The 13586-nt window shown below is 68.9% G+C and carries 12 protein-coding genes; 3 read left to right on the top strand and 9 right to left on the bottom strand.

All coding sequences use genetic code 11. The features are described from left to right. The first annotated feature begins 200 nt into the window (after positions 1–200). Positions 201–1322, top strand: coding sequence for a PQQ-dependent sugar dehydrogenase (locus tag IBJ82_RS00940; protein WP_194824079.1), 1122 nt, complete (start codon positions 201–203; stop codon positions 1320–1322). A 119-nt stretch (positions 1323–1441) separates the two neighbouring features. Here IBJ82_RS00940 and gatB read toward each other — a convergent pair whose 3' ends face one another. From gatB to IBJ82_RS00910, 6 genes are all read right to left on the bottom strand, one after another. Further along, complete coding sequence (gene gatB, locus IBJ82_RS00935) at positions 1442–2947, bottom strand: Asp-tRNA(Asn)/Glu-tRNA(Gln) amidotransferase subunit GatB (RefSeq protein ID WP_194824078.1); 1506 nt, start codon at positions 2945–2947, stop codon at positions 1442–1444. A gap of 44 nt (positions 2948–2991) precedes the next feature. Beyond that, entirely contained in the window at positions 2992–4371 is a 1380-nt protein-coding gene (locus IBJ82_RS00930) for a S9 family peptidase (protein WP_194824077.1), read from the bottom strand. A gap of 38 nt (positions 4372–4409) precedes the next feature. Then, positions 4410–5444: an ATP-dependent 6-phosphofructokinase gene (locus IBJ82_RS00925; protein WP_194824076.1), complete on the bottom strand. Its 1035-nt coding sequence runs from the start codon at positions 5442–5444 to the stop codon at positions 4410–4412. A gap of 28 nt (positions 5445–5472) precedes the next feature. Then, the gene (locus tag IBJ82_RS00920; protein ID WP_194824075.1) at positions 5473–6357 is read right to left on the bottom strand and encodes a hypothetical protein; all 885 of its coding nucleotides are present in this window, start codon (positions 6355–6357) and stop codon (positions 5473–5475) included. A 108-nt stretch (positions 6358–6465) separates the two neighbouring features. Then, complete coding sequence (gene fdhD / locus IBJ82_RS00915) at positions 6466–7275, bottom strand: formate dehydrogenase accessory sulfurtransferase FdhD (RefSeq protein WP_194824074.1); 810 nt, start codon at positions 7273–7275, stop codon at positions 6466–6468. Positions 7276–7300: 25 nt separating this feature from the next. Then, a complete protein-coding gene (locus IBJ82_RS00910) occupies positions 7301–7471 on the bottom strand; it encodes a hypothetical protein (RefSeq protein ID WP_165610217.1) in 171 nt (56 codons plus the stop codon). 151 nt (positions 7472–7622) lie between these two features. Here IBJ82_RS00910 and IBJ82_RS00905 point away from each other — a divergent pair, with 151 nt between their 5' ends. Then, a complete protein-coding gene (locus IBJ82_RS00905; RefSeq protein WP_194824073.1) occupies positions 7623–8123 on the top strand; it encodes an NAD(P)H-dependent oxidoreductase in 501 nt (166 codons plus the stop codon). A gap of 48 nt (positions 8124–8171) precedes the next feature. On the opposite strand, the gene IBJ82_RS35250 is transcribed toward IBJ82_RS00905, so the two are convergent. From IBJ82_RS35250 to IBJ82_RS00890, 3 genes are read right to left on the bottom strand one after another with little or no spacing between them, the layout of a single operon-like run. Then, on the bottom strand, positions 8172–11039 hold the full coding sequence (locus IBJ82_RS35250; protein WP_370585089.1) for a protein kinase: 2868 nt from the start codon (positions 11037–11039) through the stop codon (positions 8172–8174). Between the two features lie 44 nt (positions 11040–11083). After that, positions 11084–11773: a response regulator transcription factor gene (locus IBJ82_RS00895; protein ID WP_131816592.1), complete on the bottom strand. Its 690-nt coding sequence runs from the start codon at positions 11771–11773 to the stop codon at positions 11084–11086. After that, positions 11770–13089 carry a sensor histidine kinase gene (locus IBJ82_RS00890; protein WP_194824072.1) on the bottom strand — a complete coding sequence of 440 codons (1320 nt, stop codon included), beginning with the start codon at positions 13087–13089 and terminating at the stop codon, positions 11770–11772. Before IBJ82_RS00890 ends, IBJ82_RS00895 begins: the two co-directional genes overlap by 4 nt. Positions 13090–13246: 157 nt before the next feature. Between IBJ82_RS00890 and IBJ82_RS00885 the strand changes: the two genes are divergently transcribed. Beyond that, complete coding sequence (locus IBJ82_RS00885; protein ID WP_194824071.1) at positions 13247–13570, top strand: hypothetical protein; 324 nt, start codon at positions 13247–13249, stop codon at positions 13568–13570. Positions 13571–13586: the final 16 nt, after the last annotated feature.

Here is a 13586-nt window from a genome sequence, read left to right as displayed (position 1 = left end):
CGCCCTGTGCCGGGGACGGCTGACAGATGTAATCGGACGCAACGGGCGCGTCGGACCCGCACCGGTGCCGGTAACGGCTGACAGATGTATTCGGACGCAACGGGGGCGTCAGGCCCGCACCGGTGCCGGTAATGTCTGACAGATGTATTCGGACGCAACGGGGGCGTCAGGCCCGCACCGGTGCCGGTAACGTCTGACGTATGAGTTCGGGAATCGCGGGCCGCGTGGCAGTCGGGGTGGCACTCAGCACCGTTTTGCTAGCCGGGTGCGCCCGTTTCGACGAGTCGGCCTCGAGTCCGTTCACCACCGAACCGCAGCTGGGTGGGTCCGGCGCGGAGCCGAAGAAGCCGCAAGACGAGCCCTCGCAGCCGCCGCGTCCGACCGGACCGTGTATCGATCCCGATCCCAACGTCATCGCGACCTGCATGGAATCGGGCGCCGGGCTGATCACGGTGGGCGAGGGCGCCTTCGTCGCGGAGCGCAAGACCGGGCGGATCCTGCAGGTGAAGCCGGTCGACGCGAGCACACCGCAGGAGACGCCGGTGGAGATCGCCAGCGTGCCCGTCGACGGGTCGACCGACGGCGGCATCTCCGATATCGTGCTCTCCCCCACCTTCGGTGAGGACGGGCTGATGTACGCCTACATCACCACCGGTAGCGACAATCGGGTCGTCCGACTGTCCAAGGGCGGGGCGGCCAAGCCGATCCTCACCGGAATTCCCAAGGGCGCCAGCGGAAATCGCGGCGCACTGGAATGGTCGACGCCGACGCAGCTGATGATCCTCACCGGCGACGCCGGAAACCCCGGCGCCGCAGCCGATCCCGGCTCGCTCGGCGGCAAACTGCTCCGCTTGGACTCGCCGTCGGCGGGTGCGAACAAACCGCAGGTGGTGGCGTCGGGAATCGGCTCGGCCGGTGACATCTGCCGCGACGGCAAAGACGGCATGTGGGTCACCGACCGCACCGCCGCCGAGGACCGCCTCCAACATCTGGGCGCCGACGGCACTCTCAGCGTTTCCTGGACCTGGCCCGACCACCCCGGCGTCGGCGGCTGCACGGCCACCGGCGACGGTGTGGGCATCGCACTGAACGAGGCCAAGGCCCTGGCCGCCGTCGCCGCCGACCCCACCACCTTCGCCGTCACCACCGCCCCCACCCTGATCGCCCAGGACAAGTACGGCAAGCTCCTCGGCGCCACCGCCAGCGCCGACGGCAGCATCTGGGTCACCACCACCAACAAAACCGACGGCGAGCCAGGCGAATTCGACGACCGCGTCGTGCGCATCCCGCCGCCGCAGGGTGGAGCAGGCGGCCCGGACTAGAAGCGCAGGTATCGCACGTACATGGGTAACTCACCGGGTATGTGCGAACCGGTTCACTTCACTTCCGCCGGTCGCCGACGGAAGTGAAGTGGCGCCTAGGTCCGGCCTGAAGACGCGGGCTAAGTACAGGCCGCGATGACCAGGTCGCGGACTCGGGCGGCGTCGGCCTGGCCACGGGTGGCCTTCATGACGTCGCCGACGATCTTGCCCGCGGCGGCGACCTTGCCCGAGCGGATCTTCTCGGCGATGTCGGGGTTCGCGGCGAGGGCCTTCTCGACCTCGGCCTGCAGGGCCGAGTCGTCGCTGACCATGCCGAGGCCCTTGGCTTCGACGATGGCGGCGGGTTCGCCTTCACCGGCGAGGACGAAGTCGACGACCTGCTTGGCGACCTTGTTGTTGACGGTCTTGGCCTCCACCAGCGTGATCACCGCGGCGACCTGGGCGGGGGTGATGGGCAGGTCGGCGAGGGCGATATCGCGTTCCTTGGCCTTCTCGGTCAGGTAGGCGACCCACCAGGAGCGGGCCTCGTTGGCGGGTGCGCCCGCCTCGACGGTGGCGATGATGAGGTCGAGGGCGCCGGCGTTGACGAGGTCGCGCATGACCTCGTCGGACAGGCCCCAGTCGGCCTGGATGCGGGCGCGCACCAGCCACGGGTACTCGGGGATGGTGGAGCGCAGTTCCTCGACCCACTCGGCCGCCGGGGCGACGGGCTCGAGGTCGGGCTCGGGGAAGTAGCGGTAGTCCTCGGCGGTCTCCTTGCGGCGACCGGCGGCGGTGGAACCGTCGGCTTCCTGGAAGTGGCGAGTCTCCTGGATGATCTCGCCGCCCGCGGTGAGCACGGCGGCCTGGCGGCGCATCTCGTAGCGCACCGCGACCTCGACGCTCTTGAGCGAGTTCACGTTCTTGGTTTCGGTGCGGGTGCCGAATTCCTTGGCGCCGATCGGCATCAGCGACACGTTGGCGTCGCAGCGCAGCGAACCCTGCTCCATCTTCACATCGGAGACGTTGAGCGAACGCAGCACCTCGCGCAGCGCGGTGACGTAGGCGCGAGCCACCTCGGGGGCGCGCTCACCGGCACCGGTGATCGTCTTGGTGACGATCTCGATCAGCGGCACACCCGCGCGGTTGAAGTCGAGCAGCGAGTGGCTGGCGCCGTGGATACGACCGGTCGCACCGCCGACGTGCAGGGACTTGCCGGTGTCTTCCTCCATGTGCGCGCGCTCGATCTCGACGCGGAAGATGGACCCGTCGTCGAGGGTCACGTCGAGGTAGCCCTCGGTGGCGATCGGCTCGTCGTACTGGCTGATCTGGTAGTTCTTCGGCTGGTCGGGGTAGAAATAGTTCTTGCGCGCGAACCGGCCCCACGGGGTGATCGAACAGTTCAGCGCGAGCCCGATGCGGATAGCCGATTCGATGGCCTTCTCGTTCACCACGGGCAGCGAGCCGGGCAGGCCGAGGCACACCGGGCACACCTGGGTATTGGGTTCGGCGCCGAACTCGGTGGGGCAACCGCAGAACATCTTGGTCGCCGTGGACAACTCGACGTGGACCTCCATGCCGAGCACCGGCTCGTACCGGGAGATGACATCGGCGTAATCCATCAACTCGACCGTGGGTGCGCTCATACGAGCAGTCTAGGTAAGCCCGCCGACGCACTCGGCCGGTGGTCCTAGCGAGGCGGAACGCGCTGGGTGAGCCAGTCGGTGACGTAGGTGAGCACGGCGGGGTCGATGGTCGTCTCGATGGTGGAGTATTCGCTGGGTTTACCGGTCGCGGTGGGCTGCATCAGGTGGTTGAGGCCGGGGAAGGTGTGCACGGTCGCGCCGGGGGCGCCGGCGAGATTCTCCCGCATCGGGCCCTCGTTCTGGGTGGCGAGGACCTGCTGGTCCTTGTCGCCGAAGAATGCCAGCACCGGTACGCGCAGCGCCTGCAACGTCGGCTTCGGGTCGTGGGTGATGAACGAGGTCATGTACGGGGTGTTGAACCCGTCGACCACCTGCTGTGGCGCGCGTTCGGCCTCCGGCAGGGAGTCGTTGTGCCGCTGGGTGAAGGCCTTCGCGCCCTCGATGTCGCCCGCGCGCAGCAGCGTCGACCAGGTGGTGACGTAGGCGACCTGCTGGTCGATCTGGTCCTGCGGTGCGCCCGACGAGGCCATGATCACTTCGTTCTGCTCGATGAGCACGTCGGCGCCCGGCACCGACGGGCCCGCCATCAGGACCGCGAACGCGATATCGGTGCCGGGCAGCGCGGCGACCATCGGCGCGAGGTAGCCGCCTTCACTGTGCCCGAACAGACCGACCCGAGCCGGATCGATCTCGGAGCGGGTGCGCAGGAACGCGACGCCCGCGGCCGCGTCGGCGGCGAGTTCGGGGTAGGTGGCGGCGTCGAGGGTGCCGCCGGTGCCGCCGACGCCACGGTCGTCGGCGCGCAGCACGGCATAGCCCGCGCGGGTGAAGGTGTCGGCCAGCAACTGGAACGGGCGGTGGCCCATCAACTCTTCGTTGCGGTCCTGCGGGCCGCTGCCGGTGATGAGCAGCATCGCCGGGAACGGGCCGGTGCCTTCGGGTTCGGTGAGGGTGCCCGCGATGGTGATGTCGCCGTTGCGATAGGTGACGTCCTCGCTGCGGTAGGGGTACGGCGGTTTCGGGTCCTGGGGGCGGGCGGGTTCCTCGATCTTGCCGCGCTGCAGCGTGACCGGCGCTTTCTCCCCGGACTGGACCCAGTCGCCGGCGATCCGGTCACCGTCGAGTTTGCCGCGGAAACCAGGGTCGCCCGGCACGTCGGGGAGGGTGAACTCCACCCGGTCCGGTTCGGTGCGAACGTCTTTCAACGGCGCCTCGCGCACACCCTGGACCGGGATGTCGATGGTGGCCGACCCGTCCTCGGCGAAATTCACCCCGATCGCGATCGGCTGCCCCGGCACCTCGATGTCACCGTGCCAGCTGCCGTGCACCGTGGGGGCCGCCACGTCGTCCGAGGACTGCGAGCACCCCGCCACCAGTGCCGCGACGACGAACAGAACCGAAACGACCACTCGACCGGTGCGCATGACCCCACCGTACCGACTGTGCGAGAACCGAGCCGCTCTCAGCCGAAGAAGGCCGACGCCTCACTGAGCCGTTCCGGCGGAACGCGTTTGAGCTGCTTGGTCGCCTCCGACAGTGGAACCAGCCCGATATTGGTGCCGTGCAGCGCCACCATCTGACCGAAATGCCCCGCGTGCACCGCCTCCGCCGCATGCACCCCGAACCGCGTCGCCAGGATCCGGTCGTAGGGCGTCGGGCTGCCGCCGCGCTGGATGTGGCCCAGCACCGTCGTGCGGACCTCCTTGCCGATGCGGCGCTCGATCTCCGAGCCCAACTGCTGGGCGACCCCGGTGAACCGCTCGTGGCCGAACTCGTCGATCCCGCCCTCGCGCAACGCGAATCCGGAATCCGGCGCGGGATGCGCACCCTCGGCGACCACGCAGATGAAGCTCTTGTCACCGCGCTGGAAGCGGGCCTTGATCATCGCGCACACCCGGGACACGTCGAACGGTTCCTCGGGCACCAGGGTGAGATGAGCGCCTGCGGCGATACCGGAATTCAGCGCGATCCAGCCGGCGTGGCGGCCCATCACCTCGACCAGCATCACCCGCTGGTGGGATTCGGCGGTGGTGTGCAGGCGGTCGATGGCTTCGGTGGCGATCGACAGTGCGGTGTCGTGGCCGAATGTGACGTCGGTGCAGTCGATGTCGTTGTCGATAGTCTTGGGCACGCCGACCACCGGCACGCCCTCGTCGGCGAGCCAGCTCGCGGCGGTGAGGGTGCCTTCGCCACCGATCGGGATCAGCGCTTCGATGCCGTTGTCGTCGAGGGTCTGTTGGATCCGTGGCAGGCCGGCGAGCAGCACGTCAGGGTTGGTCCGTGCGGTGCCGAGCATGGTGCCGCCCTTGGTGAGCAGGCGGTCGGTGCGGTCGTCGTTGTGGATGCGGATCTTTCGATCCTCGAGTAGGCCGCGCCAGCCGTCCTCGAAACCGACGACGGCATCGCCGTAGCGTCCGTTCGCGGTGCGGACCACAGCCCGGATCACCGCGTTCAGACCTGGACAATCCCCGCCTCCGGTCAAGACTCCGATGCGCATGCTGTTCATCTTGCCGCACCGGCGCCGATCAGGAGCAGTGACCTCCGGCGAGCTCACTCAGGTGCCCCGAGATGAGCGTCGCCATCTTGTCGAGCATGGCCGTTCCGTCGGTGAAACCACCCGTATCCGGTTGCGCGGCGAAGGCGATCGCGATCCGGCCGGTGGGCGAATCGATCAGGCCGAACTGACGGACCAGGTACTTGCCCGCGGGGTCGGGGCCCCAGCCGCCCTTGAACTCGGCGCTGCCGAACGCGCCCAGACCCCAGTGGTGGCTCGCGATGATCTGCTGCATCAGCCCCACCACGCGTTCGCTCTGCGGTATGCACGGCAGCTGCGAGGCGAAGCGCACCTGGTCGGCCAGGGTCCATTCGGCCTGGCCGTAGATCGACGCGTCGGCGCGGGTGCGGGTCGTCGGCACGTTGGTGCGGATGTCGCCGCCTTCGCGCAGCACATTCTGCACCGCCTGGGCCGCGTCGGCGCCGCCGCCGAGTGAGGCCCACAGGGTGTCGGCGGCGCCGTTGTCCGACGCGGTGATGGCAGCGGAGGCGTAAGAGGCGTAGGAGGCGCTGTTGCGCAGGGCCGCGATGGCGAGCGGCACCTTGATCGTCGACCAGGCCGGACCGGAGGACAAGTTGCCGAAGGTCACCATTTTCTTGCCGCCCACCGGCATGATCGCCAACCCCGCACTACCGCGGAATCCTTGCTGGAGTTCGGTGAAATCGGCCGCCAGGCTGCCCGGCAGCGCGACGGAAAGGGTTTCGTTGCCGACGCCGGGATCGGCGACGGGAACAGTCGTCGTCACACTCGGCCGAGCGGCCTTCGGCTCGCTACCGCAACCCGCGGTGACGAGCGCGACCGCGGCCAGCAACGCGGACAGCGCCACCCGGACGCGATGGCGTCGTTCATTGTTCATTATCTGAAGCATTTTCTTTTGTAAACTCCCCCGGGGCGTTCGGTGCTGGCGACCCGTACCGTTACCGTACTGCGACATATGCCGATCGCCCACTTCGAGCGGTGAACCTCAGGTCAGACGGTGTTCGCCCGTATAGATATTCATCGTTTCGCCGCGCAGGAAGCCGACCAGCGTGAGGTCGGACTCGGCAGCCAGGTCGACGGCGAGTGAGCTGGGCGCCGACACCGCGGCCAGGATCGGAATCCCGGCCATCACCGCCTTCTGCGCCAGTTCGAACGACGCCCGACTGCTCACGACCAGCACCAGATCGTGCGCGGGCACGCGGTTCTCGCGCACCGCCCAGCCGATCACCTTGTCGACGGCGTTATGCCTGCCGATGTCCTCGCGTAGGGCGAGCAGAGTGCCGTCGGCGCTGAACAGACCCGCCGCGTGCAGTCCACCGGTGGCCTCGAACAACTTCTGCCCGGCGCGCAGCTGCTCCGGCAGCTCGCCGAGGGTGTCGGTGCCGATCGACACGGACTCGTGCGGGATCGGGAAGCGACTGTGGGTGCGCACTTCGTCCAGGGCGCTCTTGCCGCAGAGCCCGCACGCGCCCGTGGTGAGAAAATTGCGCGTGTGGATCGGCACCGGATTACGTAGGCGCAGGTCGAGGACGTTGTAGGTGTTGCGGCCTTCACTGTCGGCGCCCGCGCAGTAGCGGGCGCTGACGATGTCCTCGGCCGCACCGATGATGTCCTCACCGAACAAGAACCCGTGCACGAGGTCGATGTCGTTGCCGGGGGTGCGCATGGTGACGGTGAGCGATCGCCCGTCGACCCGGATTTCGAGCGGTTCCTCGACGGCGAGCGTGTCGGGTCGCTCGATCCGCCCGGCCGGGGAAAGGCGGGTCGTCTTGCGCCGTGCGGTGACTCTGCTCATCCCATGACTCTGCTCACTGTGTGGGTCAGTCGTCCTGGTCGTCGGCCGCTTTGTTGCGCGCCTTCGCGATCTCGAGCGCCTTCTCCGCGGTGGCTTGGTCCGGGTAGGGGCCCATGCGGTCGCCGTACCAGCAGGCCTTGCCCTGTTCGGCCTTGTGGTGCTTGAGGCAGTAGTACCACTCGTTGTCGTCAGCCATGCCGACAGTATGCAACGTTTCGCATACCGCCGTCTCGAATCCCTTCCGTGATCTCGGCGGTAGAGAATCCAAGCGAGGCACACAGCACCGAGAGCGATCAGCCGATGATGAAGAGCGTGAACGTGACTGTCACACCGTCGAAGGGCAACTGATGTCATATCTGCTCGCACTCGTCGCCGAACCCGGCGAGAACTCCACCGTGCAACAGTTGGCGAGCGAGACCCAGCGGGTCGCGATCCGCAACAACGTCGACGTGGTGAGCCTGGCCGAGCTCGACACCCTGCCCACCTATCGTCCCGCGATCGATACCGAGGACGAGCGACCGCCGATCGCGAACCAGCTGCGCCGCTCCGCGCTGGAAGCCGACGGTGTGCTGCTGTTCGCGGCCGAGGGCGCGAGCGTCCCGCCGCTGGCGGCGAATGTGATCGCCTGGCTGGCCAATCCCCAGTCGGCGCCGACTGTCGCGGGCAAACCGGTCGCGGTGATCACGGTGGGACCCGGCGAGGCGGTCAATCAGGACCTGGCGGACGAGTTGCGTGAGGCAGGCGCCGCGGTGGTGGCCGACGGTGTGTCGATCACCGGGTCGTGGAGCGATCCGAACACGGTGAGTCTGCTCGGGGACACGGTGGTCGCGGTCGCTTCGGCGAACTGAGATCGTTGTCGGCCGCGGCCCCGAAGTAGGGGCCGCGGCCGTTGTGTGTCAGTAGACGTAGACCACGGCGTTCTCGCCACCGGTGCAGGTGACGAGCTTGCCCGCCGGGGCGCAGGTCATCGTGTAGGTGCGCCCGGTCACCGGGCTCGTCGCCACCACGGAGCGCGCTCCCGAGCCGCCACCGGCGTAGGCCTCCCGGACCGCCTCGGCGAAACCGCAACTGGTGACCCCGCTGCCGACCGCGACCTTGCTGTAAGAGCCTGTGCCAGAACCTGATTCACAGAGCTGCGCGCCTACCGGCAGGGTGACCGGTCCCGCCGAGGTGGTGGGAGCGGCGGTGGTCGCGCGGGGGGTGGTGCCCGCAGGCTGACCAGAACCACCCGGCGCCTGCGAAGTCGCTGCCGCGGTAGAGGTCTGGTCGGGTTCGGCGGCCGACATCATGCGCCAGCCGATCGCACCACCGACCGCCAGCACCACCACGGCGAGGACGCCGACCAGCACCGGCAGCAGGACCGATCGTCGGCGACCCGAATCCTGGTGCGCCCAGGCCGGATCGGGACCATAGGCCGGGTCGGGACCATAGGCGGGATCGGGACCGTACCCGGGATCGTAGGCCTGGTCACGGTAGGCGTGATCACCGTAGGCGCTGGGCGGTTCGTCGTAGTTGGAGTACGCGTTCTCCTGACCCACGTACTGCCGGGTCGCGGCCGAGCGCGCCGGATCGTCGAACTCCGGCGAAGCCTGATGCGCGGCGAAAGGTGCCGCGCCGCCACGGTATTGGTGCGTCGGCTGCGAGCGCTGCGGATCCGGTTCGTCGGCGCCGTAATGCTGGGTCGGCGCCGATCGTTGCAACTCGGCGGGGTCGTACTGTTCGGTCGGCGGACTGAACTGCCCGGGCGGGCCACCGAACCGGTCCTCGGAGTAATCGTCGAAATGCTCAGCGGGACCGCCGAATCGGTCGTGCGGATCGTCGAGGTCGGCCCCGAATTTCTGCGTCGGCGGCGCGAAGCCCGCGGGCGGATTCGACGCGGGGGTGAATTGCTCGGTCGGTGGGCCGAACGGTGCCGGGGCGGGGAACCGGGGGTCGGGGTTCGATGCCGCGACGTTGTATTGCTCGGTCGGCGGAGTGTACGCGGCAGGGAGGGGGTGTTCGCCGGAGTAGCGCTGAGTAGGTGGTGCCCGGTGTGGCTCCTGGCCGACATGCTGAGGCGGAAGCCGGTGCGGGCCGGTGGGCGCCGGGTAGGGGGTCGCTGACGTGGGACGCGGCGGTTGCACGAGGGGAGCCGACGTTTCGCCCGGCTGCGCGCCGTCGTAGAGGTGCGCGTCCGGGAACGGGCGCATCCGCGGGAGGCCCTGATCGGGAGTGTAGGCCGGTGGCGGCGCGGGAGCTTCCGGCTCATCGGCCGACGGGAGGGGGGTGAAGTGGGTGTCGGCGGGCCGGATTTCGGCGGGGCCCGTCGGCTGGATCACCGCGGGAATCGAGATCTCGCCCGTGCCCTCGGCGGGAATGCGACGGAAACCGGTGGTGTCGGTTGCGCCGGGACGTGTCTCGGCGGGTGGGCGGATGATCAAGGTCGGCTGAGCGCCGGTCGCGGCCGACTGGCTGCGCGAGGTCTCCACGCCACCGGTCGCGGTTACCGCGCCGATCACACGGAACTCCCCCGTCGGCGTCGGCACCTGATCGACGTTTTCCGGCTCGTCCGAGTCGGGCGTTGCCTTCCGGGCACCACTCGCCGAACCGATGGGCACAGCACGCGCCGGACCGGTCGCGGAGGGGACGCCACGCTCGGCGCCGGGGGGGACACCGGGCGGCGACCCGGCAGCACCACGTCCCGCACCAGCGGCGAACCCGGCTGCGGCGGCGAACCCGCGTCCGGCCCCGGGCGCGGAGCCTGGACCACCGGGCGGATAACCAGCGGGCGCTCGGTCCGGAGCACCAGCGGGACCGCGGAGCGTGGGCCCTTGCGCAGAACCCGGAGTCACATCATGCCCACCGGGGACTCGGCGTGCCCCGGCGTAAGACGCGAAAGCACCCGACGGGGCTGGCGCGGGAGCGGGAGCGGGAGCGGCACCGTCGCGTACGGCCGAGGCCAGCGCTCGGCGAGCGGCGACAGCCAGCTCACCGGCCGATGCATACCGATCCGCGGGGTCCTTGGCCATGCCGGTCGCGATGACGTCGTCGAGTGCGACGGGTATCCCGTGGAGCAACTCACTCGGACGCGGCGGCGCCTCGGACAGGTGCGCGCGAACCAGCACGCTCATGCTCGCGGCGGGGAAAGGCGAAGCGCCGGTGAGGCATTCGTGCAGAACGCAGGCCAGCGAGTACACGTCGGCGCGATGCGAGACCGGGCCGACGTCGAAGCGTTCCGGCGCCATGTAGATATAGGAGCCGACCGCCATCCCGGCCTGGGTCACCGCGCTGTCACCCTCGGTGTGCGCGATGCCGAAGTCGGCGAGGTAGGCGAAATCGGCGGGCGTGACCAAAATGTTGGCGGGCTTCACATCGCGATGCACCAGGCCGCCCGCGTGGGCGGCGTCCAGCGCCGCGGCGATCTGCTCGACGACAGCGACCGCGCGGTCCGGGCTCATCGGCCCGCCCCCGCGCAGCACGGTCCGCAGGTCGTTGCCGGGCACCAAGCGCATGTCGATGAAGAGGACCCCGTCGATCACACCCCAGTCGTGGATCGGGATGACATGCGGTTCGGCCAGCTTGGCCGCGGCTTGGGATTCGCGGCGGAATCGGAGCTGGTAGGCCGGGTCCTGCGCGAGCTCCTGCGCCAGCAACTTCAGAGCGACCACTCGATCTTTGCCGGTGTCGTAGGCCTCGTAGACCTCGCCCATTCCGCCCTTGCCCAGCATCGACCGCAACTCGTACGGGCCGAATCTGGTCCCCGCCCGTGACCCAGGTGCTTGCACCAGCGTCCGCCTCCCACTTCTGGCAGGTCCGCCGGGCCTGCTTCTCAGTAGGAAGATTCTCCCGGTGTCACTACGCCGTGGTCAAACGCGAACACGATCGCGGCGGCCCGGTCGCGTAGGTCCAACTTGCCGAATATGTGTCCGACGTGGCTTTTCACTGTGACTTCCGAGATCCCGAGTTCGGCGGCGATCTCGCTGTTGACCCGGCCCGAGGCGATCAATTCGAGCACTTCGTACTCGCGGGCGGTGAGTTCGCCGAGCCGACGGTCGGTTCGGGTACCGACCGGTTTCACTGTTCGGTAGGCCGTGAGCACCCGTCCGGTCACCGAGGGATCGAGCCACGCGCCCCCGCCTGCCACGGTGCGGACCGCGCGGATCAGATCCTCCGCGGGCGAGTCCTTGAGCAGGAATCCCGCGGCGCCCGCGCGCAACGCGCCCGAGAGCAGCTGATCGTCGTCGAAGGTGGTGAGCACGAGGACCGGCGGAGCATCGGGGCGGGCACGCAGCAACCGGGTCGCATCTATGCCGCCGACCCGCTTCATGCGCAGATCCATCAGCACCACATCGGGTCGCTGGGTGGCGACGGCGGCAGCGACCTCGTCGCCGTCGGCGCACTCGTTGATGGTGAAACCGTCGCGGCGGCGCAGGATGCGGCGCAATCCACCGCGCACGAGTTCCTGATCGTCGACCACGAGCACTGTCACCAACTGCTCGATCGGCGAAGCGGTCGTCACGTGTCCTCCTGCGGTTTGTTCCAGAGCTTGCCCGGCAGCATGGTCGAGAGGGCGGCGCACGTGCCCGATCGCAGCGGGAAGCCGACCCGCACCGTCCAGGCGTCGCCGCCGTTTCCCGCGGTGATCTTCCCACCGAGCAGTTCGGTGCGTTTGCGCATGCCGCGCAGTCCCATCCCGGTGTCGCGGCGTGGCGCGGGCCCGAGCGGAAGCGGATTCGACACGACCAGCACCGCCGCGTCGGCGGTGACATCGAGGCGGACCGTGGCGGCGGTGCCGGGCGCGTGTTTGGTGACGTTGGCCAGCGATTCCTGGCCGATCCGGTAGAGCGCGTGGCCGATGGCGCCGGTGACGGTGTCCAGCTCGCCGGTGCGCGCGTAGTCGACGGTGAGCCCGGCGCGGCGGAAGTCGCCGACGAGCTCGTCGATATCGGCGGCGCCCGGCTCGGGGGCCATCTGCGCCGGGCCCGCGTCGAGCATGCCGACGGTGCGCCGGATGTCGGCCATCGCCTGGCGACCGAGGCGTTCGGCCTCGACGAGCGCTTCCACCGCCTCGGTGGGGTCGTCGTCGGTCTGCAGTGCGCGCCGGGCGGCGGTCAGGTGCAGCAGGGTGATCGAGAGCGAATGGGCGATCACATCGTGGACTTCGCGAGCGATCCGGCGCCGTTCCTCGTCGGCGGCCTGGCCGGAGCGAATGGTTTGATTCTCCCGTTCCTGGTACAGAAACCTCCGCTGATACTGCAGCAGCACCCCGACGAACATGCCGAGCAGAATGCCGATGACGTACATCGGTAGCCCTTGCAGCCGCTGCCCCGGCTCACCCCAGTGCACATGCCCGGCGAGGTCGAAGGCGACCAGTTCGAGGATCGCGAGCAGGGTGAACCCCACCGTCATTCCGCGGGAGGCGACCGCGGCCACCTCTCCGGCGACGATCACCAACACGAACGGCGCGAAGTCGGCGTTGACCGGTTGCAAGAGGAACAAGCCGCACGACAGCAGCGCGCTCGACTTCAACAGGAAGGGGTGCGGGTTCACGCCGAAGATCGCGAACAGGGGGATCGGCAGGAACGCGGCGGCCATCGCCAGCAACGGCAGCGGGCTGGGGAAGTAGGAATGTCGCTGGATCACCGCCGCGCCGGTGACCACCAGCAGCGCGAGGTCGGCGCCGAGGATCACCGCGGGCGGATAGTCGTAGGGCAACGATTCGATGCGTTCGCGGGCCGTGGTGAACGCACGTGACGCCTCGGCCTTGGCCACGAACCGCTGCCGCAGGCTCGCACGGCCCGGCGCCTTCGCGGGGATGGCGTGGCTCACATCCATGATGTAAGGCTAGTCGCCGCCTACCGGGCGTAGCATCGTCCCGCGAACGGTACCGATGTCCTACCGCAGTAGGAGAAGAAGTCGGGTCCCCGGCACGACGATTCGACCTCGCACCGCCCGTAGCGTTCGGTTCACCCGCTCACGGAAGGTGAAGCCCATGACCTGGACCGATCTGCACCACCGCACCGAGATCGTGCACACCGTGCTCGCCAGGGCCACGATCGACCCGAACGACCCCGCGCTGTTCGCCGGCATCGCGGAGCTCGACACACTCTTCGGCGGCATCGACGGTCTGCTGCAAGCCCTGGCCAACCGCTGGGACAACCATCTGCGCGTCAAGCTCGAACTGGCCGAGATCGACGGCCGCACCCCGATGGAGGCCTATCTCGAGCTGGCCGCCGAACAACCGGCGCTGCGTGCACTTCTCGACGCACGCACGGCGATCGGGCAGACTACCCGCGACCGCGCTCTCGTACGCTGAAATCCGAAACTCCCTG

Source organism: Nocardia sp. XZ_19_231 (assembly GCF_015355705.1).
Taxonomy (GTDB): Bacteria; Actinomycetota; Actinomycetes; order Mycobacteriales; family Mycobacteriaceae; genus Nocardia; species Nocardia salmonicida.
Note: the sequence above shows the minus strand (reverse complement) of the source record. Positions and strands in the feature narration are given on the sequence as shown.